The sequence below is a fragment of the Hymenobacter elongatus genome (assembly GCF_004745955.1).
Classification (GTDB): Bacteria; Bacteroidota; Bacteroidia; order Cytophagales; family Hymenobacteraceae; genus Hymenobacter; species Hymenobacter elongatus.
Map to the genome: position 1 here is coordinate 74,250 of NZ_SRLD01000013.1, position 24,333 is coordinate 98,582.

The 24,333-nt window shown below is 57.9% G+C and carries 23 protein-coding genes; 8 read left to right on the forward strand and 15 right to left on the reverse strand.

Features of this window, described 5'->3' with window-relative positions:
- The first annotated feature begins 96 nt into the window (after positions 1-96).
- The 4 genes from E5J99_RS08465 (at position 97) to E5J99_RS08480 (ending at position 2,642) form a co-directional block, all read left to right on the forward strand.
- On the forward strand, positions 97-657 hold the full coding sequence (locus tag E5J99_RS08465; protein ID WP_245318814.1) for a YceI family protein: 561 nt from the start codon (positions 97-99) through the stop codon (positions 655-657).
- Between the two features lie 23 nt (positions 658-680).
- Positions 681-1,595, forward strand: coding sequence for a DUF5777 family beta-barrel protein (locus tag E5J99_RS08470; protein WP_245318815.1), 915 nt, complete (start codon positions 681-683; stop codon positions 1,593-1,595).
- An 11-nt stretch (positions 1,596-1,606) separates the two neighbouring features.
- Positions 1,607-2,038 carry a hypothetical protein gene (locus E5J99_RS08475; RefSeq protein WP_135497288.1) on the forward strand — a complete coding sequence of 144 codons (432 nt, stop codon included), beginning with the start codon at positions 1,607-1,609 and terminating at the stop codon, positions 2,036-2,038.
- A gap of 205 nt (positions 2,039-2,243) precedes the next feature.
- Complete coding sequence (locus tag E5J99_RS08480; protein WP_135497289.1) at positions 2,244-2,642, forward strand: globin family protein; 399 nt, start codon at positions 2,244-2,246, stop codon at positions 2,640-2,642.
- A 245-nt stretch (positions 2,643-2,887) separates the two neighbouring features.
- Here E5J99_RS08480 and E5J99_RS08485 read toward each other — a convergent pair whose 3' ends face one another.
- The 4 genes from E5J99_RS08485 to purH all read right to left on the reverse strand — a co-directional run bounded on the left by E5J99_RS08485 (position 2,888) and on the right by purH (position 7,280).
- On the reverse strand, positions 2,888-3,421 hold the full coding sequence (locus tag E5J99_RS08485; protein ID WP_245318816.1) for a hypothetical protein: 534 nt from the start codon (positions 3,419-3,421) through the stop codon (positions 2,888-2,890).
- Entirely contained in the window at positions 3,418-4,344 is a 927-nt protein-coding gene (mreC, locus tag E5J99_RS08490; RefSeq protein WP_135497290.1) for a rod shape-determining protein MreC, read from the reverse strand. The genes E5J99_RS08485 and mreC overlap by 4 nt, the downstream gene beginning before the upstream one ends.
- 90 nt (positions 4,345-4,434) lie before the next feature.
- Positions 4,435-5,460: a rod shape-determining protein gene (locus tag E5J99_RS08495; protein ID WP_100339144.1), complete on the reverse strand. Its 1,026-nt coding sequence runs from the start codon at positions 5,458-5,460 to the stop codon at positions 4,435-4,437.
- A 287-nt stretch (positions 5,461-5,747) separates the two neighbouring features.
- A complete protein-coding gene (gene purH, locus E5J99_RS08500) occupies positions 5,748-7,280 on the reverse strand; it encodes a bifunctional phosphoribosylaminoimidazolecarboxamide formyltransferase/IMP cyclohydrolase (protein WP_135497291.1) in 1,533 nt (510 codons plus the stop codon).
- A gap of 205 nt (positions 7,281-7,485) precedes the next feature.
- Between purH and E5J99_RS08505 the strand changes: the two genes are divergently transcribed.
- The 3 genes from E5J99_RS08505 to E5J99_RS08515 are packed head-to-tail and all read left to right on the forward strand — an operon-like array spanning position 7,486 to position 10,075.
- Positions 7,486-8,700, forward strand: a complete 1,215-nt coding sequence (locus tag E5J99_RS08505) for an acyl-CoA dehydrogenase (protein ID WP_245318817.1) — start codon at positions 7,486-7,488, stop codon at positions 8,698-8,700.
- Between the two features lie 16 nt (positions 8,701-8,716).
- Positions 8,717-9,439 carry a PIG-L deacetylase family protein gene (locus E5J99_RS08510; protein WP_210114419.1) on the forward strand — a complete coding sequence of 241 codons (723 nt, stop codon included), beginning with the start codon at positions 8,717-8,719 and terminating at the stop codon, positions 9,437-9,439.
- 39 nt (positions 9,440-9,478) lie between these two features.
- Complete coding sequence (locus E5J99_RS08515) at positions 9,479-10,075, forward strand: class I SAM-dependent DNA methyltransferase (RefSeq protein ID WP_135497293.1); 597 nt, start codon at positions 9,479-9,481, stop codon at positions 10,073-10,075.
- On the opposite strand, the gene E5J99_RS08520 is transcribed toward E5J99_RS08515, so the two are convergent.
- The 9 genes from E5J99_RS08520 to E5J99_RS08560 all read right to left on the reverse strand — a co-directional run bounded on the left by E5J99_RS08520 (position 10,072) and on the right by E5J99_RS08560 (position 17,756).
- On the reverse strand, positions 10,072-11,301 hold the full coding sequence (locus E5J99_RS08520; RefSeq protein WP_135497294.1) for a glycosyltransferase: 1,230 nt from the start codon (positions 11,299-11,301) through the stop codon (positions 10,072-10,074). The genes E5J99_RS08515 and E5J99_RS08520 overlap by 4 nt on opposite strands.
- Before the next feature lie 240 nt (positions 11,302-11,541).
- Entirely contained in the window at positions 11,542-12,708 is a 1,167-nt protein-coding gene (locus E5J99_RS08525) for a BamA/TamA family outer membrane protein (protein ID WP_135497295.1), read from the reverse strand.
- A 220-nt stretch (positions 12,709-12,928) separates the two neighbouring features.
- Positions 12,929-13,987 (reverse strand): BamA/TamA family outer membrane protein, encoded by a 1,059-nt coding sequence (locus E5J99_RS08530; protein WP_167852045.1) that lies wholly within the window; start codon positions 13,985-13,987, stop codon positions 12,929-12,931.
- Positions 13,988-14,256: 269 nt separating this feature from the next.
- Positions 14,257-15,171: a geranylgeranylglycerol-phosphate geranylgeranyltransferase gene (locus tag E5J99_RS08535; protein WP_135497297.1), complete on the reverse strand. Its 915-nt coding sequence runs from the start codon at positions 15,169-15,171 to the stop codon at positions 14,257-14,259.
- A gap of 130 nt (positions 15,172-15,301) precedes the next feature.
- Positions 15,302-15,496: a cold-shock protein gene (locus tag E5J99_RS08540; RefSeq protein WP_135497298.1), complete on the reverse strand. Its 195-nt coding sequence runs from the start codon at positions 15,494-15,496 to the stop codon at positions 15,302-15,304.
- A 124-nt stretch (positions 15,497-15,620) separates the two neighbouring features.
- Entirely contained in the window at positions 15,621-16,127 is a 507-nt protein-coding gene (locus tag E5J99_RS08545) for a KdsC family phosphatase (RefSeq protein ID WP_135497299.1), read from the reverse strand.
- Positions 16,128-16,217: 90 nt separating this feature from the next.
- Positions 16,218-16,457 carry a Fe-S cluster assembly protein IscX gene (gene iscX, locus E5J99_RS08550; RefSeq protein ID WP_135497300.1) on the reverse strand — a complete coding sequence of 80 codons (240 nt, stop codon included), beginning with the start codon at positions 16,455-16,457 and terminating at the stop codon, positions 16,218-16,220.
- A gap of 77 nt (positions 16,458-16,534) precedes the next feature.
- Entirely contained in the window at positions 16,535-16,864 is a 330-nt protein-coding gene (locus E5J99_RS08555) for a 2Fe-2S iron-sulfur cluster-binding protein (protein ID WP_135497301.1), read from the reverse strand.
- A 58-nt stretch (positions 16,865-16,922) separates the two neighbouring features.
- Positions 16,923-17,756 (reverse strand): Rossmann-like and DUF2520 domain-containing protein, encoded by an 834-nt coding sequence (locus E5J99_RS08560; protein ID WP_135497302.1) that lies wholly within the window; start codon positions 17,754-17,756, stop codon positions 16,923-16,925.
- Between the two features lie 189 nt (positions 17,757-17,945).
- On the opposite strand from E5J99_RS08560, the gene E5J99_RS08565 reads away from it, so the two are divergent.
- On the forward strand, positions 17,946-20,681 hold the full coding sequence (locus E5J99_RS08565; protein WP_135497303.1) for a T9SS type A sorting domain-containing protein: 2,736 nt from the start codon (positions 17,946-17,948) through the stop codon (positions 20,679-20,681).
- Positions 20,682-21,104: 423 nt separating this feature from the next.
- Here the strand turns inward: E5J99_RS08565 and ccsA are convergent, their stop codons facing one another.
- Both ccsA and E5J99_RS08575 read right to left on the reverse strand, forming a co-directional pair.
- On the reverse strand, positions 21,105-23,702 hold the full coding sequence (ccsA, locus tag E5J99_RS08570) for a cytochrome c biogenesis protein CcsA (protein WP_135497304.1): 2,598 nt from the start codon (positions 23,700-23,702) through the stop codon (positions 21,105-21,107).
- A gap of 103 nt (positions 23,703-23,805) precedes the next feature.
- Entirely contained in the window at positions 23,806-24,231 is a 426-nt protein-coding gene (locus tag E5J99_RS08575) for a cytochrome c maturation protein CcmE domain-containing protein (protein ID WP_135497305.1), read from the reverse strand.
- Positions 24,232-24,333 lie beyond the last annotated feature (102 nt).

The following is a 24,333-nucleotide window of genomic DNA, read 5'->3' on the forward strand; positions in this document are numbered from 1 at the left end:
CTACCGGCTATCGATGCCGTTGCGTTCCGTTCCTTTTTCCCTCTTAAGCCCCCTTTCATGAAGAGGCTCCTGTCCTTAGTGCTCATCCCGCTGTTAATGACGGCATCCCAGTCCGTCAGCGCGCAGGGTAAGTTCATGACTAAGGTGGGCAGAGTCACCTTTTTTTCCACCAGTATTATCGAGGACATTGAGGCTCGCAACACCTCAGCGGCGGCAGTGCTTGACCTGAGCACCAGCCAGCTGGCATTCTCCGTGCCGGTCAAGGAGTTCCTGTTTAAGCGCACCCTGATGCAGGAGCACTTCAACGAGAACTACATGGAGTCGACCAAGTTTCCGCGCGCCACTTTTACCGGGCATTTTGTCGGCTTGGATGCAGCGGCTCTGGCAACGCCGGGCTCGCACATCGTCAAGGTAGAGGGCGACCTGACCCTGCATGGCGTGACGCACCACATGACAGTGCCGGGCACGCTGGAACTGAAAAACGGCCAACTAATGGCCTTCGCCTTATTCAGCGTAGCGCCCGCCGACTACAACATCGAGGTACCGCTGCTGGTACGCGAGAACATTGCCAAAATCGTGAGCATTCGGGTGGGTCTCACCTGCGACCCGGTAGGTGGCAGTGCGGCCCCGGTTACTCGCTCTACCTCCCCTAACTAGTTACCTACCAAGTACTTTCTTACATGAAATCAATTCGACACGCTTTTTCTTTTTCCTTTTTGATTAGCCTGGGGGCAGCGTTACTGGCGGTAGCACCAGCGGCCCACGCGCAAGATGACCTGCTGGGCCAGCTGGAGAAAGAAACCACCGATCCGCAGAAGCGGGAAGTGGTGACGGCTACCTTCAAAGGCACCCACATCATCAACTCGCAGTCGGTGGAAACGCCGGGGGAAGGCACCATGGCTTTCCTGATTCAGCACCGCTTCGGCACGCTAAACAGTGGCGCGTATAACCTGTTTGGCCTCGACCAAGCCGTATTGCGCCTCAGCTTCGAGTATGGCATTACCAACCGGCTAACGGTGGGTGTGGGCCGCAGCTCGCAAGACAAAACCTACGACGGCTTCTTGAAGTACCGGGCCCTGCGGCAAACGACCGGCGCCCGGGCCATGCCGGTATCGGTTACGCTCTTTGCCTCGTCTGCCATTACTACTCTGAAATTCAACCCGCCCACGGAACGTAGCACGACTTCCCGCGTGACGTACGCGTACCAGGCGCTCATTGCCCGCAAGTTCAGCCCGGCGCTTTCAGTGCAGCTGATGCCTACGCTCATTCACCGCAATTTCGTGGCCACTCCGTCGGAGCAAAACGATGTGTACGCCTTGGGAGGAGCTTTGCGCCAGAAAATCACGAAGCGCACCGTGCTGACGGCCGATTACTACTACCTGCTACCAGGCAATAAGCCCACTGGCGTGCGCAACGCCTTGGGATTGGGTGTTGATATCGAAACCGGCGGACACATTTTCCAGCTGCACGTGACCAACTCGCTGGGGATGACGGAGAAGTTCTTCGTGTCTGAAACCACTGGCAATTTCTTCAAAGGCGACTTGTATTTCGGCTTTACCGTGGCCCGTAACTTCACCATTAAGCCGCAGATCTAATTTTTCGCCTCGTGCGCAATCCGTCTTTTTTCCGTTTTCGCTCGTGGCAAGTAGGCCTTGCTATTCTACTGGGGTGCGTGTTCGTTTGGAGTAGCTGGGAAGACCCCAGCCTACACGAGTATGCCCCGCCCGTGGAGTTCATTATGCTGAACACGCCCCGCTTGCAGGCTGGTGCTGAGGCCGAGCGCCTGCAAGCCCGGGCTGCCGCGCTGCCAGGCGTCACGGCCGCCGCTATCCGGCCCGACAAGCAGCTCCTGACCCTGGCCTACAATCCCGAAAAACTTACGGCCGAACCGCTCTGCCAACAGCTGGCCCTGCAACCGGTGCCCGTGGCTGCTCCCGACCCAACGGCGCGGCAGTACCCGGTGCCGGCGGGCTACGGGCTGGCGCTGGAGCGTCTGCGCTTCGCCCTGAATCTGCGACGCATTTTCGTAGCCGTATAGGCTTTATCGTTTTCCACTTTCCTCTGTTGCTTTTTCACTTACCTGTTACAGAGCTGTTTAGACAGTAGAAAATCTGTAGTAGAACGTTATGCTGAGCTAGTCGAAGCATCTCTACCGCTTCGGCCAAGTCGTGCAACGAAGCGGTAGAGATGCTTCGAACAGCTCAGCATGACCCGAAATGAACTTTCTAAACAGCTTCTACTCTATGAAGCACTCCTTACTTATGGTGGCCCTATTGGCCGGCAGTATGTTTACCAGCTCCTTCGGCAAAAGCGAAGCGGAAGAGGCCCCCGCGCCGACGCTGTATGACCGTTTGGGCAAAACGGAAGGTATTGCCACAATCGTGGATGGCCTGGTTGCCAACGTGGGGGCTGAAACCAAAACGCTTAACTCGTTGATGCTACGCTCGCACAAGCCGATGCTGGATGCCGTAGGAGGTGTAAACGGTGCTGCCCCAACGGACCCTCTGCGCCTGCAGCGTCTGCGGAATAACTTCGTCGACCAGTTGGGCGAAGCTACCGGCGGCCCGCTTGCCTATAAAGGCATGAATATGGTGTCGGCCCACAAGGGCATGAACATCACGAACAACGAATTCAGCGTGTGACGCCAGCAGCTTGAAGCTTCGCTGAACACCAACAAGGCATCAGAAAACGACAAGGCTGCGCTCTACATCATCATCGACAAAATGCATGACGACGTAGTAGGTCACTAAGGCAGCAACGCTGGGCAGCCAGCTACTCATGCCAGCGGCGGCTTGCCTGATTCCAAGTGCGGGAATCAGGCAAGCCGCCGCTGTTTTTGGGCCCGGCTAAGTCGTACCGTCATCTACGCTATGCGTGGGTAGTGTGGCTACCGGCTGCGGCGGCGCGAGGGGAAAAACACCAGCTGGGTAATAAGCAGCGTCAGGCTGGTATAGAGGGTGCTGAGCAGAATTTTGGCCAGCGTGAAGCCGAAGGAGTGAAAGCTACCCAGCTCAAGCAGAAAAAAGACGGTGTGGTGCAATAGTACCAGCACGCCCAGATAGACCACGAACCACTGCCAGCCCATTTGATGGATGCTCGCGGAATCGGCGGAGTCGTAGCCGTCGCGCGGGGTGAGCAGGCGCAGTACCCAGGGCCGGAGGTAGGCCAGCACCACGGCAGCAGCGGCGTGCAGCCCCCCGGTGTCAAAAAACAAGTCGATGACGAAGCCCAGCCCGAACCCAATCAGCAGCTGCACCACGATGGGCGTGCTGATGGGCAGGAAGAGCAGAAAGCCGATGTAAAGAATACACCACCCCAGATCGAACAGGACGAAGTCGGTGCCGCTGATCAGAAATACGTACAGGCCCACGTAGAGCACGAAGCGCAGCAGCTGAATAATGATGTCGCCTACTCCCCTCACGGCTTTTCCTCCTCTTCGGGTTTGATACCGGAGCGCACTTCTACGGTGTCGCGCTCGGCTTTGGGCCGGCTGCTGACCACGTACACGTAGGTGAGCTTGGTGAAATTGACGGCCAGGCGCACCCGCACCGTCCAGAAATTCTTATCGGGCTCCTTCACGAACGACTCCACCTGCCCGATCATGACGCCTTCGGGGAAAATGGCATTGTAGCCCGACGTCATCACCGTGTCGCCGCGCACCAGCTTATTCTGCCTCGGAATGTAGTCGAGCAGCACGTGTGTTGGATCATCGCCGGGCCATTTGATGCTGCCAAACGTACCGTCGCGCAGGAGCTTGGCCGAAATCGACGTTTTGGAATGCAGCACCGACGTGACGGTGGCATAATGCTCACTGGCTACTTTCACGCGCCCCACTACGCCGCCCGCTGCCAGCACCCCCATCCCCGGCCGCACGCCATCCTGGCTGCCGACGTTCAGAGTGAGGTAGTTATCCACTTTTCGCAAGGAATTGTTGATAACTCGGGCCGGAATCAGTGGATAATCCGGGTCGCGGGCCGGTAGTTGGCGCAACCCCAGCAACAGCGAGTCGGGGCGGCCCAGCTGCTGCAGACGTACCTGCGTGAGGCTATCCTTGGCGACGGGCAGCGAATCGGCCACCCGACCAGCCCCGTCGGGGCGGTAGAGTTGCTGGCGCAACACAGCGTTTTCCGCCACCAAGCCTTGGTTTACTTCAATCAACCGGAAATAGTCGTACACCCGGGTGCGGGTAGCCAACACCTGGCCGGTATAGGCATTAGCTGAGTTAAAAAAAGCAGCCCGCTGATAGGAACTGTTGCGCACGTACAAAAACAAGCTCAGCACCTCCAACAGCCCGAATACCAGGATGCCCCGGTAGCGGAAAAGGAAGGTAAAAAGATTGCTCATGCGTCGCGGTCAGAAAGAAAGAATGCAGAAGCAGGAATGAAGAGTTCGGACACCGCCGCCTTCATTCCTCCTCCTGCACTTCTGCTTTGTTTAGGTCAGTAGTACGCCTTTGAAAGCCTGAATATCCTTGATAGCCTTGCCCGTACCACGCACGACGGCGCGCAATGGGTCTTCGGCAATGTGAATCGGTAGCTTGGTTTTCACGGCCAGGCGCTTGTCGAGGCCGCGCAACAGGGCGCCGCCGCCGGTCAGGTGAATACCATTTTCGTAGATGTCGGCCGACAACTCGGGCGGCGAAATCTCCAACGCCTTCAGCACGGCTTCCTCAATTTTGGCCACCGACTTATCCAGGGCAATAGCAATTTCGGACGACGTGACCTTGATTACCTTCGGAATGCCAGTCATCAGGTCGCGGCCACGCACCTCGAAGTCGGGCGGGGTCACGTCCAGCTCGGTCAGGGCCGCGCCTACTTCAATCTTGATGCGCTCGGCACTCCGCTCCCCGATCAGCAGGTTGTGCTGGCGGCGCATGTAGTCCAGAATATCCTGGTTGAAGACGTCGCCGGCCGTTTTGATAGACTGGTCGCAGACAATGCCCGACAGAGCAATAACCGCAATTTCGGTGGTGCCGCCCCCGATGTCGATAATCATGGAGCCGATGGGCTGCTCCACGTCGATGCCGATGCCGATGGCGGCGGCCATGGGCTCCTGAATCATCCACACCTCCTTGGCCCCGGCGTGCTCGGCGGAGTCACGCACAGCGCGCTTCTCCACTTCCGTGATACCCGAGGGAATGCAGATAACCATGCGGTGCGAGGGCTGAAACAAGCGACGACGGGTGTCAATCATCTTAATCATGCCCTTAATCATTTCCTCGGCGGCGTGGAAGTCGGCAATTACGCCGTCCTTCAGGGGCCGGATGGTTTTGATGTTATCGTGGGTCTTCTCGTGCATCTGCTGCGCTTGCCGGCCCACGGCAATTACTTTGTTGGTCGTGCGGTCTTTGGCGATGATGCTCGGCTCGTCCACCACGATAATATCGTTGTGAATAATGAGCGTATTGGCCGTCCCCAGGTCAATGGCGATGTCGCTGGTAAGGAAGTTGAAGAAACCCATTGAGTAGCGGCAATTAGGAGAGAATGCGCGGATTAGCTCCGTGCAAAGTGGGCGCAAAAGTACATAAGTTTAGCCGAAGCACAGCCGGCACACTCCTGGCATTGCTGGCGGCCACAACCTGTCATTGCGAGCAAAGCGAAGGAATCCGTCCGCTGAAATGCACGAAGCTCCTTTTTACCGCAAAGCCCTGACGTACGCATACATCAGGGCTTCGTGGGCTAGTAAGGCTTTTTACATTTCAGCGGACGGATTGCTTCGTCCTTCGTCCTCGCAATGACAGGAAAAAACTAATGTTTAAAGTGGCGCACGCCGGTCATGACCATGGCCATGCCCAACTGGTCGCAGGCGGCAATGCTATCGGCATCTTTGATGGAGCCACCGGGCTGTACCACGGCCCGGATGCCGGCCGCGCCGGCAATTTCCACGCAGTCGGGAAAGGGGAAGAAGGCATCGGAGGCCATAACGGCGCCCTGCAGATCGAAGCCGAAAGCGCGGGCTTTTTCGATGGCCTGCTTCAGGGCATCCACGCGCGAGGTTTGGCCCACCCCGGAAGCCAGCAACTGCCCGGCCCGGGCCAGCACGATGGTATTGCTCTTGGTGTGTTTGCAGACTTTGGCCGCGAAAACCAGCGCCTCGGTTTCAGCCGCCGTCGGGGCCGACTGCGTTACCACGTTGAAGTCGGCGGCAGTTTCGGTCTGGCGGTCAAAGTCCTGCTCAATCACGCCGTTGAGCAGCGTTTTCACCTGCTTGTCAGGAAACGCAACGGGCTTTTGGCGCAGCAGAATGCGGTTTTTCTTGCTCTGCAGAACTGGCAGGGCTTCGGCGGTAAACTCAGGGGCAATCAGTACTTCGAAAAACAGCTTATTAAGCTCCTGAGCCGTAGCTTCATCCACCGGCTTGTTCAGAATGATAACGCCTCCAAAAGCCGACACCGGGTCGCAGGCCAGGGCGTGGGCGTAGGCTTCGGCCACGGTGGCGGCCTGGGCAATGCCGCAGGCGTTGGTGTGCTTGAGGATGGCGCAGGTCGGCTGGCCGTCCTGGAATTCCTGCATCAGCAGCACGGCCGCGTCTACATCCACCAGGTTATTGTAGCTCAGCTGCTTGCCGTGCAGCTGATCGAAGAGCGCCGACAGGTCGCCGTAGAAAGTGCCGGCCTGGTGCGGGTTTTCGCCGTAGCGCAAGCTGGTAGCGGGTTTCTGGCTGACTTTCAGCGCCGTGCCTGCTACGGCAGTCCCCTGGCTGAGGTAGTTGAAAATATGCGTGTCGTAGTGCGAGGTGGCTTCGAAGGCAGCGGCGGCGTAGTGACGGCGGTCTGCCAGGTCGGTAGCACCATTTTTAGCCCGTAGCAGCTCTGTCACGGCCTCGTACTGCTCGCGGCTACTCACGACGAGCACGTCGCGGTAGTTTTTGGCGGCGGCCCGCAGCAGAGAAATGCCCCCGATGTCTATTTTCTCAATCACCTCGGCTTCGTCGGCTCCAGACGATACGGTTTCCTCGAACGGATACAAGTCGACGATAACCAGGTCGATGGGCGGAATCTCGTGCTGCTCGGCTTCTTGCAGGTCGCTGGCCTCGTGCCGGCGGTGCAGAATGCCGCCAAACACCTTCGGGTGCAGCGTTTTGACGCGGCCTCCAAACACGGCCGGAAAGCCCGTCAGGCTCTCAACGGCGGTTACTTCAGCGCCCTGCTGCTCCAGAAATTGCTGCGTGCCACCCGTAGAGTACAGCTTCACTCCGTGTTCTTTCAGCAGCGCCACCAGCGGCTCCAAACGGTCTTTGTAATAGACGGAAACAAGGGCGGAGCGAATGGGCTGCAGCATAGCAAGAATGGTTTGGTCTGAACGATTGACGGCGCGAAGGTAGTCCGCCCACCGCCGTCGAGCCAACTGACCATGTTACTGAATTGTTATGCTGATCCATTCCGGTTGCGGACCCGTACAAGAAGCCAAACCACCCCGCAGCGCCTGCTACCGGTTTCATTCGGCGCTTTTCTGCTTACTCATTCATTCCTTTTACGTTGTTTTCATGCCTGCTGAGCTCATTTCTCCCCTGCTGGAGCAGCCTGCTTCAGAAATTACTCTTAGCGAATCATCGGATACGGAAGTAGTAGAAGCAGCCGTTTTCTCCCCGCCGATGGCGGCAGCGGCCCTGGCGCCCCGCCTGGCGCAGCAAGCTGCCGCCTCAGATCAGGTTGGCGGCTTTCCTGAAGAAGAATTCCGGTGGTTGCGAACGGCAAGTCTGCTCACCGCGCCGCTGTCCGGCGACTTGGGTGGGGCTGATCTGATGCTACCCAATCGCACCCTCGAGCTGCTGCAAACGCTCCGGCACGTGGGGCGAGGAAATCTGGCTGTAGGGCGCGTGTATGAAGGCCACGCCAACGCGCTGATGCTCATGCAACGACACGGGCGGGCGGAGCAAATCAAAAAATGGGCGGCGGATGCTCGAAAAGGCCATTTATTCGGCGTCTGGAACACCCAGGCCCAGGATGGCGTGCGGCTGGAGGCCCTGCCCAACGGGCGCTTCCGCCTACACGGCAGCAAGACCTTCGGCTCGGGAGCCGGGCACCTGACGCGGCCGCTCATCACGGGTGCGCTGCCCGATGGCAGCTGGCAGATGTTCATTTTGCCCACCGATGAGCAGCCAACGACTGTAGACCCCTCGTTCTGGCAGCCGCTGGGCATGCAGGCCACGGCCAGCTTCCGGGTCGATTTGACGAATGCAGAAGTCGGGCCCGAGGATTTGCTGGGCCAGCCCGGCGACTATTACCAGCAGCCGGGCTTCAGTGGGGGCGCTATTCGGTTTGCGGCGGTGCAGCTGGGCGGGGCAGAGGCAGTATTCGACGAAACCCGCCGCTTTTTGCGCGACACCGGCCGCACCGACGACCCCTACCAGCGCATGCGCCTGGGCGAGTTGGCGGTGCTGATCGAAAGCGGTAACCTGTGGCTGCGCGGAGCCGCCGACCACGCCAGCCGCCCCGATGCCGACGCTAATGCTGACGCTACCGTGGCCTACGCCAACCTCATGCGCACGGCCATCGAGGATATTTGCTTGCGCACCCTCCAGTTGGCCGAGCGGTGTGTGGGAGCTCGTGGCCTGCTGCGCCCCGAGCCCTTCGAGCGCCTGCACCGCGACCTGACCCACTATCTGCGCCAGCCCGCCCCCGATGCCGCCGTTGCCGATGCCGGCCGCTTCGTGCTCGAACAAACCACTCCGGCCTATTCTCTGTGGCAGCATGACTGAGTCGGGATTTTCTTTCATGAGCTTACCTGAGCGCCCGGCCAGCTACGCCGCCACGCTCGGCCCAACACTGATTATTATTCCCCACCCCGATGATGAGTCGTTGGGCTGCGGCGGGTTGCTGGCATTGCTGCGGCAGGCAGGCGAGCCGGTGCACACAGTGCTGGTGAGCGACGGTACGATGTCGCACCCTAATTCCCGAAAGTTTCCGGCGGCGGCCCGGCAGGCGTTGCGGGAAGCAGAGCTGCGGGAAGCATTGGCTATTCTGGGGGTGGCCACGAGCGACACACTGCTCATGCGTCTACCCGACGGGGCGGTTCCGACCACTGCCAGGGCTGGTTTCGCCGAAGCCGTGGGCCGGCTACGGGCTCATCTGGAACAGACAAAGCCCGCTACCCTGCTGGTGCCCTGGCGGCGCGACCCTCACCCCGACCACCGCGCCACCAGCCAGATAGCAGCGGCGGCCCTGCGCACCCTGGCCGTGCCGCCGCGCGTGCTGGAATACGTGGTGTGGGCCTGGGAGCGGGCCGCACCCGACGATTTGCCCCGGCCGGAAGAAGCACAGGGTTGGCGGCTCAACATCGAGTCAGTGCTGGCGCGCAAACAGCAGGCCATAGCCGCGCACCGCTCCCAGCTCACCAATTTGATTGATGACGACCCCACCGGCTTTCAGCTATCCGACCACATGCTGGCTCACTTTGCGCAGCCTTTCGAAGTGTATTTCGACTCTTGGCCAGCGTAGACCAGGCTGACTTTCAAATTGATTAGCGTCTTCTCTTCTATGAACACCAACCAGCCCCACACGCTGCCCGCCGGCTATTTCGACGATGTATATCGGGCCAACGAAGACCCCTGGCATTTCGAAACCAGCCCGTATGAGCGGGAGAAATATGCGACCTCGTTAGCGGCGCTGCCACGCCCGCACTATGCGCGGGCCTTCGAAGTAGGCTGCTCGCTCGGGGTGCTTACCGAGCAGTTGGCGGTACGGTGCGCACACCTATTGGCAATCGATGTAGCAGCGGCCCCATTGAAAAAAGCGCGGATGCGCTGTGCGTATTTGCCGCAGGTAGAATTTCAGCAAATGAGCTTGCCGGAGGAGTTCCCAACTACCGCTTTCGATCTGATAGTTTTATCGGAAGTGGGCTATTATTGGTCGGGGCCGGATTTGGCCCGCACGGCCGAGCGGCTGCTCCAGTCGCTAGTGCCGGGCGGGCAGCTGCTACTGGTGCACTGGACACCGCCCGTGCATGACTACCCACTCACCGGCGACGAGGTACACGACTATTTCCTGCGGGAGGCGGGCCCACTAGCTTCAATGCGCCAGTTACACGGCTTCCGCCACGAAACCTACCGTCTCGACGTGCTGGAGAAGAATTAGAAAACCATTCGTGCCGACGCGGCCAGCTCCTGCCGCAGCTCGTGCAGCCCCTGGCTGAGGGGCACCGGGCACCAGCGCTGCGTCCAGGCGGCGTTGGCTAGGGGCTCCTGCTCTGCCCATTCCCACAATTCGCCAAAGAAAGCAGCCTGCCGCAGCTGCAAGGACAAAGGAACGGCCGACACGCCCAGAAAGTCAGCCAGCTGCCCGAGGGCTCTGTTTTGCTCGTCCGAAATCACGTCAGCTGCTCCGGTCAGTTGGGCCTGCTGCCACAGTCGGCGCAGCTGGCGGCGCGCCGTGAGCGTGGCCACGAGGCTGGGCGTACTGGCCACCAAAGGCTCCTGCTGCTTCGCGCCCAGGGCCGCCCATTCGCGCAGCTGCCACGACAAGCCCACTGCCACGCGGCCCTCGTGGCGGTCGGAGGTAAAAACGCGCACTGCCGGGCTGTGCCGCACCCGCAGGTCGTGGCGCTGCAAGGCCCGGTACAGCGCTTCGTCTTCCAGATAAGGCACCACGGGCAAGCCGCCTACCCGCCGATACGCAACCGCCGTGATGGCAAAGCTGGCCCCGAAATGCTGGTGATGGCGCGGCCACGGGTCCGCCGAGTTGGGGTCCAGCTCAGCTTCGAGGCGGGCGCGCAGGAGGCGGTAGGAAGCATCGCGCAGATGATAGCGCCGCACAACGCACTGTTTGTCGCGGGCGGGCGTCAGGATGCGGCCACACACGGCAGCAGCCCGGTGAGCTGTCAGCTCGGCGTGCGTGGCAGCCAGCCAGTCGGCGGCCACGCGGGTGTCGCCGTCGGTGCTGGCAATGAAGCCGTCAGCACTAGTAATCAGCTCCAAGCGGCGGCAGGCTTCATCCATCAGCAACCGGCGCGCCCGGCCAATATGGGCCTCGGTTGGCGGCAGGGTGATTTCGACCACATGAATAGGAAGGGCTGGGTGAAGCTGGGCAAAGCGCCGCGCTACCGCCGCGCTATGGTCCTGGCAGTTATTAGCCAGCACGATAACCTCGAAAAACCGTGGACTCAGCGGCTGGCCGCACAAGTCGAGCTGGGCGGCGAGGGCGGCGAGGGTTTGGGGCAGATTATCGGCTTCATCCTTCACCGGAATAACTACCACGGCCCGCATTTCCGGTGCCGGTGGGATAATAATGTGCAAGCCGGGAACAACTGCCGAGGCGGTGGCTTCATGAGCCGCGTGAAAGCGGGCGGGGGAAACGTGCGTCATCAGCCAGTTGTACGGGCTACCTACGTCATAGGATAGGGCTTGCGGCGGGATATTTCCAAGAAACAGGCCCTTATCAGGTTCCTACTGCGGGTGTGCATGGTAAGAGTGCCGGGCCAGGTCGAAATCTATGATTCGCGGTGGCACCTAAGACACACGTATGCTTGCCACCAAATGCTCCTCCTATGATTACTAAAGGCTGTTACTAATACCTTCAGCGGACTCTCCCTGGAGCCAATACGGTTAAAAAGCCTCGCCAATACTGAAATAGAGGCCCGAGGAACCGTCGCGGCCATAGCCGTAGTCGATGCGGATATTGAGGCGGTCCTGCCGGTTGAATTTGAAACGCAACCCGGCCCCGCCTGTGACTTTCAGATCATTGTTACCCAGCTCTCCTATGTTGTCCCCAACCTGGCCCACGCTGCCGAAGAGCACCCCGTTGAAGCGCCAGAACAAAGCCCGGCGCACTTCAGCTTGTGCCGATACCATTTGCCGGTCGCGGTAGCGGCCTTCGTAGTAGCCTCGCAGTATTTTTTCGCCGCCGATGTTAGCCAGCTCCCGAAACGGAACGGTGCCCGTGTGAAACTGCCCTACCAGCTGGGTTGCCAGAATAGTCTTGTTGTCTTTGTCCAGGGGCCGGAAGTGGCGGGCATCGAGCAGATAGCGGCTAAAGCGGTAGTTGCTGCCCAGCGGGCTACCGTTGAACAAGGCCGCCATTTCCAGGTAATTGCCTTTGTAGGTACTCAGAATATTGTCGCGCCCATCGTAGAGAAGCGACGGGCCGAGGCCGGAGACGGTGGTACCCTGCTGGTATTCGCGGGCAGGCCGCTGCAGTAGTAAGCTGGGCTGCTCTGCCGGGCTGCCCTGATCAATGTTGGCGTTGACTGCTACATCCCGTAGCTCGGTGCGGCGGTACTGCAGGCCTACAAACACATTGCGCTGCACTTGGCGCAGCACCCGCTCATTGAAAATGAGCACTTTATATTCAATAACAGATTTGTCGTCGCGGCTGGTATTGGGGCCAAAGCCGTAGTAGTTGATGGGAAAATTGTAGTAGTAGCTTAGTTCGCCGGTAATCAGGAACTGCTCGCCGGGCGTGAAAATATTGTGCGCCAGCTGCACCAGACTCTGGTTCTTCTGGGTGCGCCAGGCTATTAGCCGGGCATTGGATTTGCGGCTCAGCGTGTCCGCCCCGAAGCGCCACACCGGCAGCACGGCCAGGCCGTAGCCCAGGCCGGTTTCGGGCTGCGAAAACATAATAGGAAACGGAATGAAGCTAGGCTTCTCGCGCTTTGCCAGAGCTGGCTGCGCTACCACTTTTGCGCTGTCGGAATTGGTAGGCGCGGTTTGGGCACGAGCAGCGGGCACCAGCAACACCGACGACAGTAAAAGCGAATAAAGAATGCGCATATGGTACTATCAAAGAAAAGAGCTTACTACTTGACGGGCCGCAAATTCCGCGTTGCGAGGCCGCCAGCGAGTCGGAAGATACGAGTTTGGCCGTACCCCGAGGCAGCGCTTTGGGCCGGTCTACGCAAGTCGGCACCCGATTTGATAGCTGGCCGAAATCCTGCAAAAAGGCTCCTTCAACACTATCAAAGAGCCTTTTTGTAGAAAGCAAAATAGTGGCTTAGAACGCCTCGCCCACCGAGAAGTAGACACCAGAGTTGCCCCCAGAGCCTACCCCGTAGTCGAGGCGCAGATTGAGCCGGTCGCGACGGTTGAATTGGAAACGCCCCCCTACGCCAGCAGCATACTTCATACCGGCGAAGGAGAAATCATCGAGTTGATTGGCCACCTCACCTACGGCCCCAAACACGGCTCCGTCGAAGCGCCAGAAAAGCTTGCGGCGAATCTCGCCCTGCACGGTCATCATCTGCCGGTCGCGGAAGCGGCCTTCGTAGATACCGCGCATCAGCGTGGCGTAGTTGTAGATGGAGCCGCCGAGGTCGGCACCAAATGCGCTAAGCTCCCGGAAAGGCACTTTGCCGCCCGCGTGAAACTGCCCCAGGTACTGGAGCGCCAAAATGGTTTTAGTGGTGCCAAACAACGGCTGAAAGTGACGCGCATCCACCTGAAACCGGCTGAAGGTATAGTCACTGCCGACATATTTGCCGGTGAACAAACTGTGCATGTGCAGGTATTGGCCGCGGTACGTAGCCAGCACGTTGTCGCGGCCGTCGTAGAGTATGGCGGGGCCAAAGCCGGAGGTGTTGCCTCCCGTGGCTTCGAGCGCCGAAATGCGGCCTGCGGTCAGATCCGTCTGAAACTTATTCACTTTTCCTCCTTCGCCCGACTGGTCGTATTTCACATCGCGCAGCCCCGTGAAGCGGTATTGCAGGCCGGCAAACCAGTTGGGCGCGATGCGGGGCATCACCCGTTGGTTGAAAATAAAGAGCTTGTACGCTACCTCCGATTCGTCGGCCTTGCGAGTGTCGTTGCCGATGCCGTAAAAGAAGAAATTGACATCGTAGTAACTAAGCTCCCCCAGCAAATACAGCTTTTCGCCGGGCGTAAAGACGTTGTGAGTGACTTGCAGGCTGGTTTGCTTTTTCTGGCTGACCCAACCCACAAACCGGGCGTTGGACTTGCGGGTAGTCGTATCGGTGCCGAAGCGCCACACGGGCAGCACCGAAAGGCCGCCGGCAAGGCCGGTTTCCTGCTGCGAAAACAAGACTGGAATTGGCACGAAGCTGGGCTTGTCGCTAGCGGCAAAGAGTTTTGCAAACTTGCCCTCTGGCTTGGGGGCAGTTGCAGGCGGCCGGGCGGCAGAAGCGGGGGCGGCAGAATCGGGGGCGGCAGAAGCGGCAGGCGTAGTTTGGGCACGAGCCCCTATAGCCAGCAAACTGAATGCTAGCAGTGAATACAGAAAACGCATAAGGGAGGCTTGAAACTAGAAGGCGCAAAGCTATGCAGGCACGGATCAGCTTACCTAACGCAAGCGCCTCGCCTACGGTTTTAGTCGAGTGCCACCAATAGCATCGACAGCACGCCGGCCAGCATAATCCACTTACACCACGCGCTCAGTTGGGCGAAGTCGCGGCGGCGGTCGGCCCGGACCAGATAGCGGCCTAATAGCAGCAATGGCCCCAGTACCGTGACGAGCAGCCAGCCGCCCAGCGCCCACTGGTGCTGATAAAAGCATTGGGCAGTAGCCCCAGCTACCAGCAGCACCATATTCAGCAGGAAAAAGGCCACGGCCCACTTGGTGCGGGCCACACCCCACACGATGGGCAGCGTATGACAGTCGTGTTGCGCGTCGCCGCGCATATCTTCCACGTCCTTCAAAATCTCACGTATCACCATCAGCAGAAAAGCAGCCAGCGCGTAGATCCACACAATAGATTTGCCTGTGCGCAGCTGCAATTCGGGCAGTAGTACCAGCGCACTGGTCAGCATGCCGATGCTGACGTTGCCGACCAGCGCCAGACGCTTGAAGCGGGCCGAATAGCCCCAGAGCAGCAAGGCCGAGCCCAGATTCACCACGCCCAAAACCGGCGACAGGGCTCCGGCCACTACCACCCCTATCCCCGACAGCACCAGATGCGCCAACATTGCATGCCGCCGGTTCACCACGCGCCCCACTACCAGCCGATCGGGGCGGTTGATGACATCAATCTTGACGTCGTAATAGTCGTTGATAATGTAGCCAGCCGCCGCGATGCTCAGCGCGGCCACCGCCAGCAGCAGGAAGCGCCCCGACAGCACCGCCGCCGCCCCGGCTTGCCCGGGATGTAGCAGGCAAATCTGCACCAGCACCAGGCAGAGCGCCATAATGAGCAGGTTTGGGAAGCGAATCAAGCGCAATAGCGCCTGCCAGCCACCCGGCCCGGCCGGAGCCGCTGCAACCGGATTGGAGGAAGAATGCGCCATAAAACGAAAGATAGTGCTGCGACAAAGATGCATCGGGAGTATCCCCGCCTGGGCCGGAGCAGCCCCAAAAAGAAAGCCTCTCCTGAGGAAGAGGCTTTCTACAAAGCAACAACTTAAGTAGATACAGTGCTTATACGCGCTTCACATTCACGGCATTAACGCCTTTGCGGCCTTCCTGCGTTTCAAATTCCACCCGGTCATTCTGCTGAATCTGGCCCCCGTTTAGGCCGGTTACGTGAACGAAGAAATCTTCCTTCGTTTCATCATCTGTAATGAAGCCGTAGCCCTTCGACTCATTATAGAATTTTACGGTTCCTGTTTTCATGAAATAGAAAGAAAGTGATGAAAGGATGTTTGGGTAAATATAAAGGGATTTTGGAAATCCGCAACCAGGATTGGAGCGTTCTAATGCCTATCACGAATCAGCAATAGGCTGAAAAAGAGGCCCGTTAATACCAGGTCTGCTGCAGCTTCATCACCGCCTCCACCAGTTCGCGCACGGCGCCTTGGCCGCCGGGCAGCGCCGCCTTGTAGTTGCTGATTTGCTGCACGTCGGCGGCGGCGTCAGCGGGGCAAGCCGCCACGGCGCAGCGGCGCATTACCTCGATATCGGGCATGTCGTCGCCCATGTAGGCAATATGGTCGGGGTCGAGGCGGTAGGTATTAATGTAGGTGTTGAATATTTTCATCTTGTCATCCACGCCCAAGAAGATATCGTGCACGTCCAGCGACTCGAGGCGGCGGCGCACACCTTCTTCCTCCCGGCCCGAGATAACGATGACCCGGTAGCCGCGTGCCAGGGCGTGTCGAATGGCGTACCCGTCGCGAATATGAAAAGCGCGGGCCTGCTCTCCGGAGTTGAGCGCCAACAGGGTTCCGTCGGTCAGTACGCCGTCGACATCGAATATAAAGGCTTTGATAGCTGATAAATCCGGGCTGGTACCGTTCTTACTCATAGCAAACAGGGGAGTGAAAATCGAATTGGCGGCGGACTGCGGTGGCAACAGCGGTGCTTGCCTGTTCAGTGCCTGATTTTGAGGAAACTCCTAGTTTTGATTATCGCGCCATTCGTATACCCACTTCGCCTGCACCTGCTCCAGGTGGCCTTCGGTGGCCTGCTCGCGGGTGCCGACGAAGTGGGGCAGGCTGAGCACCCACTCCAGCAAATCAGTAAACCTGATTCGGTAGATTTTGGCTTCGTCAAACTCAGCGCCGAACTTCTCATACAAGGCCATAGCAATGTCCTCGTGGTCGTTCCAATGGATGGGGAGCTCAAAATGGGTCATAGGAAAGCAAACGTAGAGCTGATAGCGAGTAGCTGGCAGCGGTATGGCAAGTAGATGGGTGAAAACGAGCCGCTTGTTTAGTGGCCCAGGAACTCCTGGCGGGGCAATAGAATCACGACGTCCTCATTGCCTTGCACCACACACTGGCAGCCCAGGCGCGAGTTGATGCGCGGGTTTACGGCCCGGTCAATAAAATCTTCTTCTTTATCACTGATTTCAGGCAAATCATTTTCGCCGCGCAGCACATACACGTGGCAGGTGCTGCAGCCGCAGACGCCGCCGCAATTGTGCTGCAGCTGAATTCCATTGTTCAAAGCGACATCCAGTACCGATTCGCCTTCCGCTGCTACGTGCGTCTGGTCGGACTGGCCATCTTGAAATTGGAAGGTAATGTTGACGACTTTCACGGAGTAGAAACTTGAGCGGGGCAGAATTTGGTGCAAAGGTACGCACCCCGGCCCGTAATTAAAGCGGCAGTGTCCCTGGGTTGTTTGGCGCAGCCTTACCGTACTCGGCTTGAATGCTGGCAGTTAACTGGTTATAAATTGCCAGCCAGGCCGGATGCGCGGGCAGCAAGGACCGGTGTCGCTCCAGTGTAACCACATCCTGCCGTACAGCGGGGCCGGTTTGCACCGTGAAAGGCGAGTGAGCCAGTGCTTTCTGCACCGTTTCCCGCACGAGTGGCTCAAGCAGAGTAAATGACAGGTTTGCTTCTTGCAGCAGCACATGCCCGATACCGAGCAAATGATTGGTGAAGTTGCAGGCAAATACTGCCGCTACATGCAGGGTTTGGCGTTGCGGGGTAGCCACTAGTTCTACTACTTGACTTATACTACGGGCTACTTGCACTAACATTTCCTGGTCGACGGCGGTGGCGGCTTCTATACATATAGGTACGGAAGCCCACTCGATACTACGCCCCGCGCTGAAAGTTTGGAGCGGATAGAATACGCCACCACGCAGTGCCGGGTAGGGCTCGAACACTGCGACAGGCAAGGCTCCGGCGGTATGTACCACCAGAGCCATCGGCGGAAAAGCAGCAGTGGCCAGCACCGCCGGCACCACTCCGTCCGGGACGCACACTATATATAGATCAGCAACGGGTAAGAACCGGAAATCCAGGCTGGTGATGGGGGTCGCGCCGGGTATCTGGGCCGCTACGGTGGCGGCGGCTTCGGGTGTGCGGCTCCAGACGTGCGTTACGGAATGGCCTGCCCGCCAAAGTGCGGGCCCGAGGTGCTGAGCTACCCGCCCAGCCCCGACGAGGATGATTTGCCGGCAAGTGGGATTCTGCTGCATACAAAAAGCGGGGAACTGAAGTTGGGCCGAAAAGTACGCACGTCACGGGTTTGTTTTTCCGGCTATCTATTTTGAAGGATTTTTAGCATCTTGTACTCTCGAAGCTTTCTGGCCGGCATATTTTGGCTGCCAAAGCTCGGCTCTTTCCACTTTTCATTCTCCCTTTCCTCCTTACCAACCCATTACCTTATGACCAACTGGTACAAAACGAGTCTCACCACTCAACGCTGGCGGCAGCTGGCTCTCGCTGCTCTGTTGAGCGTTGGAGCAACAGCAGCCCAAGCCCAAAGCCTGAACTACAATCAGTTCGGGGTGCAAAACATTGTCACTGCCTACGATGATCTTGGCGCAAAGGGTACCCTCATTCCCACGCCGAACACCGACGACGCCAACTCGGCCGCTACGCCTATTGGCTTCACCTTCAATTACAACGGAGTAGCTTTCAACGATTTCGTACTAAATACGAACGGCTTCATCAAGCTGGGTACCACGGCTCCGGCCGCGCCTTTCTTCTCACCCGGCAGCCAGGTAAACACCGGTGGCCCGTTGAACGCTGCTGGCGAGACGAACCTGCTGTTGCCCTTCAACGATGACTTGGTCGACGCTACGGCAGGCCCATCGGAGTACCGGGTATTCGTGGACGGTACTCCTGGTCAGCGCGTGTGCACCATCCAGTGGAAAAACGTAAAGGATAAGCCCCGCACAACTACGGCTACCTCAACGACTATTTTAGGCACCCAGCTGGATAATTTCTCGTTCCAGGTTAAGCTCTACGAGACCAGTAACACTATTGACTTCGTGTACAGCAGCGCTATTGCTGGTGCGGGTCCTGAGGGAGCTAAATTTGAGATTGTCGGCATTAAAGGTTCCGGCAGCGCCGTCAACCAGACCGTAGTAGGCACCAAAGGCTCAGCAACGGCTTGGTCGGCTACTACTTTCGGTGGCACCGTGTATTCGGCCACTACCAACGCGCACAATATACGCAGCAGCGTACGCCCCGATGCGGGCCGCACCTACCGCTTTCTATCTGCCCAGCCTATCGACGCGGCAGTTTTGGCAGTATATTCTTTAGGCAAGCTTCCTATTCCGGCAGCGGCTCCTCATGTTATTCAGGCAGTAGTTCGCAACGTAGGTAGCAGTGCCATGACCAACGTCGCGGTTACGGCGACGGTGGCGGGCGTCAACACGTTTACCAGCACCAAAACCATTGCCACGCTGGCCGTTGGTGCCGTAGCAACGGTATCGTTCGATCCTTTCACCCCTACGGTAGTAGGCAACGAAACGATTACGGTGACGGCGGCAGCTGATGATGTGGCAGCAAACAACACCAAGACGTATGTCCAGCAGGTAACTACAGGGGCCTTCGCCATAGCGGAGCCCGGTGTAGCAGCTACCAGCAGCATCGGCTTTGGTGCCAGCACTACCGGCAACATTCTGGCGGTTAAATACACGACCAACTCCCCGCGTCAGGTAACCACCGTCACGACCCGTTTGGCCGACCCTAACTCGGTGGGCAAAATAGTGTACGCCGTCGTAACCAATAGCGCCGGTGCCATTCTGGGCCGCACGCCCGACTACACGGTAGCAACAGCAGATATTAACACCGATAAAGTGTTTACGCTGCCTACGCCGGTATCGATTCCGGCCGGTGACTTCTACGCCGGTATTGCCCAAGGTATTTCGGCTACTCCCCACTTCCCCATCGGTACGCAGAATGAGAACCCAACCCGGCCCGGTGCTTTCTATAGCATTGCTATTGGCGGTGGTGCTCCCGGCGACCAGGTTGCCGGTAACCTTGGCCGTATCATGATCGAAGCCAATACTATAGGTGCTGCTACATGCCCTATTCCTACGGCTGTGAGCGTTACGAGCAACAGCTCTACTTCGGGTACAGTTTCTTTCACTGGCCCGGCCAGCGCTACTGGCTACACCATTATCTACGGTCCTAGCGGCTTCAATCCAGCCAGTGCTGGCACAACTGTAACGGCTACTACGTCGCCCTTTACCATCACGGGCCTCACGCCTTCGACGACGTATCAGGTGTACATCCGCTCCAACTGCGGCGCTACGGACCAAAGCGCCCTGGTTGGCCCCGCCACCTTCGCGACGTTGTGCACGCCCCCAATTATCACGACTTTCCCGTACACCCAGAACTTCGATAACATCGCCCCGAACACGACTCTGCCCTGCGGAATCACGGTTTCGGATGCTAATGGTGACGGTTATACCTGGGAGCCGCTTCCTACCAACTCGGCTTCCGCTCCGAACTCCATGGTTTACCTCTACAACGAAGCTGACATAACCAAAGGTGGCGATGACTGGTTCTACACTCCTTCGCTGTTCCTGCGCGCTGGTTCGAGCTATCAGTTGTCGTTCAAATACAAGACCCTGGCTGATCCAAGTGCCGCTACTTCTGAGAAGCTGGAGGTAAAGTTTGGTGCTGCTGCTACCCCAGCCGGCCAGACGAATCTGCTATGGAGAAATACCAATATCACGAACACGACGTACGTTACGACCACTGCTGGCTCGGGTGCCAACCAGGTAATGGCTATTTCGCCTACTGCCAACGGCAACGTGTTCATTGGCTTCCACGCGTTCAGCAATCCGAACGAATTCGTAATCTTCGTTGATGATGTAGCCATTACATCAGCAGTAACCGGCGTTTCGGATGCTCTGCTGCAGGCAGTCAACGTATATCCCAACCCTTCGGCTGGCGAATTCACGGTAGAAGTACGGGGCGCTAACGCCAAAGGCGCGATGCAGGTAGAAGTAACCAACCTGCTCGGTCAGCGTGTGCACACGGCTACTATTCGCGACAACTTCGAGAACAAAATCAATCTCTCTAGCCTGTCTAATGGCATGTACACCATCAAAGTAAAATCTGGTGACGAGTACATGATCCGGAACATCGTGGTGCAGAAGTAATTCCGCCCACTGCATTGAAAAGGGCAGCCTTATGGCTGCCTTTTTTTTGTTGTCTACCCGCTATGGTGCTGGAGCGCATGCAGAGCGTTGCAAAAACTTTATTCTCTTCCTCGTTGATATGGTTGTAACACCGCCACCGCTTCGTTGAAAAGGGTTCTAACAAAGCAGTAGACATGATTTGGTCAGCAGGAGCCAGATAAAGAAAGACACTCTTCAAAACCATTCGTAATCTGCGACCGACCTATCCTGAGTAGGAATTTCGTTCCTGCAAAGAGTAGGTCGGTCGCGTTATAGCGAGCAACATGCTTGCTGTAGCTGGGAAAAATTGCTGACCTAGCATTGGTGTGGTGAGAGAAGTAGCCATAAAAAAGCCCCAACTGTAACCAGTTGGGGCTTTTTGCGAATGAATGAGCTGTATAATGCCTAGGCCAGCTGTTGCTTAGGCTCACGGGTTTGTTTCTGGCCGGCGACAACCGGCGTGGCACCGTTACCGATACTGGCCTCGCGGCGGCGCTTCACCAGGGCCATGCAGAAGCCTACGGCCATGAGTAGCGTCCCACTCCAGAGCAAATTAATGAACGGCTTCTCCATGGCCTTCAGGATAATATAATCCTTTTGGGTAGTGCTGACGCCAAACGTGAATTTCTTATCAGAAGGATCGACGTTGATGAAGGTGAGGCGTAGCCCGAGGTCTTCTACCTCGTCTGAAACGCGGCCGATAAGCCGGTTTCGCACCACGAACATCGGATGTACGTGGTACTGCTTTTTCTCCCCAAAGACCAGGAAGTCGCCCTGAATAGCCAAGTCGCCTTTCGCCAAGCCGAGGCCGGCGGTTTCGTGAGCGGGCTCCACGCCACGGAATACGGCGAAGTAGTCGTTGAGATAAATCGTGTCGCCGATAGCCAGCGTGTATTCCTTCACCTCACTCCAATCTTTTTCCTTGCTAGGATCGGGTACCGAGCTGATGTGGGAGTAGATGTCGTGGTCGACGAAGCGCTTGATATCGGGCGAAGCCAGCAAGCCTCCCATTTCCTCGTTGACCTGCGCCCGGGGGTAGAGCGTGAAGACTTCGCCGGATTCCTTTTGCTTGTATTCGACGCGGTAATACGTGTTTTCGGGGGATATTTCGAGGGTGTCACCCGCTTTGTAGTACGTCTTGCCTTCGGCCTTGATATCGGCCCGGGCCAGTGCCTTATACTCATCGTCGGTACGGAACAGTAGCTCTTTATTCACGTAGCCGGGCACGCCGGGCACATCGTAGTACTGGCCGGTGTAGCTGATGTCGTATCCACCCATCGGGGCCGCGTCGTTGCGCCACAGCAGTACGTTGTCGCGGTTTAGATCTTCGGGAAACTCCTTGGAGTAAACCAGACCCGACACGTTCTTGGAAATGATATTAGAGTAGCCCGCCGACGCCAGAATCCCGAGCAGCATCAGCGAAATGCCAATGTGCGCTACGCCACCGCCCGACAAGGCCACCCGGCGCTTAATCAACGTCAGCACGACACCCAAGTTGGCTAACACACCAAACAGGCCCGTGGTCAGAAGCACAATGTAGGTGCCGCTCATCTGCAGTTTGTTGTAGCGCACCAATAGAATCACCAGGGCGGCGCTAAGCAGGGTGATAATGCCCGGCACGGCCAGGGAATTGGCCAGGGTGTTCTTGTCGTTCTTCTGCCACCACATGATCTGGGCCAGGCCCGTGAGGAAAGCAACCAGTACGCCCATCCAAAGCTGAATCTTGGTGTAGTGCGCAATCTGGTCGGCGGGTAGCGCGAGGTTAGATTTTATGCCCAGAAAGCCCAAAAAGGCATTATACACTGGAATGCTGGTAGTGAACAATACCTGAAAAGCTCCCAGGCACAGCACCGTGGCACCCACAAACACCCATAGCTCGGGATTGTAGGTGGTAAGCTCCTTCTCCGATACCGGAATAGATTTCCAGCGCCACACCAGCAGCCCGATAGCCAGAGCCATGAAGGCCAGCAGGTAGATCAGCAGCTGGCCCGACAATCCCAAATCGGTGAAGGAGTGAACGGACGCATTGCCGAGTACCCCGCTGCGGGTCAGGAAAGTAGCGTAGAGAATCAGCAGGAAGCTGGCAATAACCAGCACGAAGGACGTGCGCAGGGCTGTGCGGCTCCGCTGCCAGAGCACCATGCCGTGGATGGAGGCCACCAGTACAAGCCAGGGAATATAGACGGCGTTTTCGACCGGGTCCCAGTTCCAATACCCGCCGAAATTCAGTGTTTCGTAGGCCCAGTAGGCCCCCATCATCACACCAACTCCTAGTACTAAGCCGCCAAACAAGGCCCAAGGCAACGCCGGCTTGATCCACTTGCTCAACTCGCCTTTCCAGAGCCCGGCAATAGCGAAGGCAAACGGCACCAGCGTCAGGGCAAAACCCAGAAACAGCGTGGGCGGGTGAATTACCATCCAGTAATTCTGCAACAGCGGGTTCAGGCCGGTGCCATCCTTGGGTACAAAATCGGGGTTTGTCTTGAACACCGGCAGATCGGTCAGGAAGTCGCGCAGCAGGATGAAGGGTGAGGAGCCCAGCTTAACGTCGAACAGCACCACGCCCAGAATCATGGAGGTCAGAAACAGCTGCACGAAGGCAAAAACGGCCATTACCGGTGCTTCCCACTTGCGGTTGAAACGCATGATAGCCAAGCCGATGATGACATGCCAGAAGATCCAGAGCAGGAAAGAGCCTTCCTGACCTTCCCAGAAGCAGGAAATCATGTAATGCACCGGCAGGTGGTTGCTGGAGTGGCTCCAGGCGTAATAATACTCGTACCGGTGGGAGTAGATAATGGTGAACAGGCAGATGATAATAGACATCACTGCTCCGCTGTGCACCAAGAACGACGTGCGCGCCAGGCGCAGCCAGCTGGCATCGGTTTCTCCCAGCGGCTTCTCGCGGGCCGCCATGTAGTAGGAGTACGCCGCTACCGTGGCGGCCACAAACGCCACAATCACACTGATGTGCCCCAGGTCGCCGATGAAGGTATTAAGCATGTGCTTCGTATTTGATAAATGGTACTGCGTACTGAGGAAACCGGCGAGCAGGCCAAACGTTCTTGCGTTTTAGCACTCCGGCCGTTCGTTCCCCGGTACTCGGCTAGCGGGCGGCCGTCGCGCCTTTGATGTCCTTCTCCACGTACTTTGAAGGGCACTTCAGCAGAATCTTGTCGGCCACAAACACCTCGTTGCGCATCGCGCCGGTGATGACAACCTGCTCCGACTTATCAAAATCCTGGGGCTTGGGGTTGAAATAAATCACGCGCTGGGCAATGCGGTTGGTATCGACCAGCGTGAAGGCGAAGTAGTTGGGGTCGAGGGTAGGATTATACTCCAGGCCCATGATGTTTTTCTGCCCGTCGCGCGGCAAGCGGCCTACTACGTGTACTTTGGTCAGATTACCATCGGCAGCCCGCTCGCGCGCTTCCCGGAAGGAAACATAGACGCTGGCGTCGCCGACGGTGCTCATGATGATGCCGATAGCAACGGCAATGACAGCAATGGCAAGAATATGAGATTTTTTCATGATGCTTCAACGGTGCCAGGCATAAGGGGCCGGCTTTACTGAACAACCAAACTGTCCCGAAAAATCCGTCGGGCCGGAATCATTCCTCGATTATGTGGCAAG

Coding starts and splice junctions, on each gene's coding strand:
- ccsA (WP_135497304.1), bottom strand. CDS start 23,702: ATGCTTAATACCTTCATCGGCGACCTGGGGCACATCAGTGTGATTGTG.
- E5J99_RS08515 (WP_135497293.1), top strand. CDS start 9,479: ATGAACACCAACCAGCCCCACACGCTGCCCGCCGGCTATTTCGACGAT.
- E5J99_RS08565 (WP_135497303.1), top strand. CDS start 17,946: ATGACCAACTGGTACAAAACGAGTCTCACCACTCAACGCTGGCGGCAG.
- E5J99_RS08510 (WP_210114419.1), top strand. CDS start 8,717: ATGAGCTTACCTGAGCGCCCGGCCAGCTACGCCGCCACGCTCGGCCCA.
- E5J99_RS08495 (WP_100339144.1), bottom strand. CDS start 5,460: ATGGGTTTCTTCAACTTCCTTACCAGCGACATCGCCATTGACCTGGGG.
- E5J99_RS08540 (WP_135497298.1), bottom strand. CDS start 15,496: ATGAAAACAGGAACCGTAAAATTCTATAATGAGTCGAAGGGCTACGGC.
- mreC (WP_135497290.1), bottom strand. CDS start 4,344: ATGAGCAATCTTTTTACCTTCCTTTTCCGCTACCGGGGCATCCTGGTA.
- iscX (WP_135497300.1), bottom strand. CDS start 16,457: ATGACCCATTTTGAGCTCCCCATCCATTGGAACGACCACGAGGACATT.
- E5J99_RS08505 (WP_245318817.1), top strand. CDS start 7,486: ATGCCTGCTGAGCTCATTTCTCCCCTGCTGGAGCAGCCTGCTTCAGAA.
- E5J99_RS08480 (WP_135497289.1), top strand. CDS start 2,244: ATGAAGCACTCCTTACTTATGGTGGCCCTATTGGCCGGCAGTATGTTT.
- E5J99_RS08545 (WP_135497299.1), bottom strand. CDS start 16,127: ATGAGTAAGAACGGTACCAGCCCGGATTTATCAGCTATCAAAGCCTTT.
- E5J99_RS08535 (WP_135497297.1), bottom strand. CDS start 15,171: ATGGCGCATTCTTCCTCCAATCCGGTTGCAGCGGCTCCGGCCGGGCCG.
- E5J99_RS08560 (WP_135497302.1), bottom strand. CDS start 17,756: ATGCAGCAGAATCCCACTTGCCGGCAAATCATCCTCGTCGGGGCTGGG.
- E5J99_RS08575 (WP_135497305.1), bottom strand. CDS start 24,231: ATGAAAAAATCTCATATTCTTGCCATTGCTGTCATTGCCGTTGCTATC.
- E5J99_RS08525 (WP_135497295.1), bottom strand. CDS start 12,708: ATGCGCATTCTTTATTCGCTTTTACTGTCGTCGGTGTTGCTGGTGCCC.
- E5J99_RS08465 (WP_245318814.1), top strand. CDS start 97: ATGACGGCATCCCAGTCCGTCAGCGCGCAGGGTAAGTTCATGACTAAG.
- E5J99_RS08470 (WP_245318815.1), top strand. CDS start 681: ATGAAATCAATTCGACACGCTTTTTCTTTTTCCTTTTTGATTAGCCTG.
- E5J99_RS08520 (WP_135497294.1), bottom strand. CDS start 11,301: ATGACGCACGTTTCCCCCGCCCGCTTTCACGCGGCTCATGAAGCCACC.
- purH (WP_135497291.1), bottom strand. CDS start 7,280: ATGCTGCAGCCCATTCGCTCCGCCCTTGTTTCCGTCTATTACAAAGAC.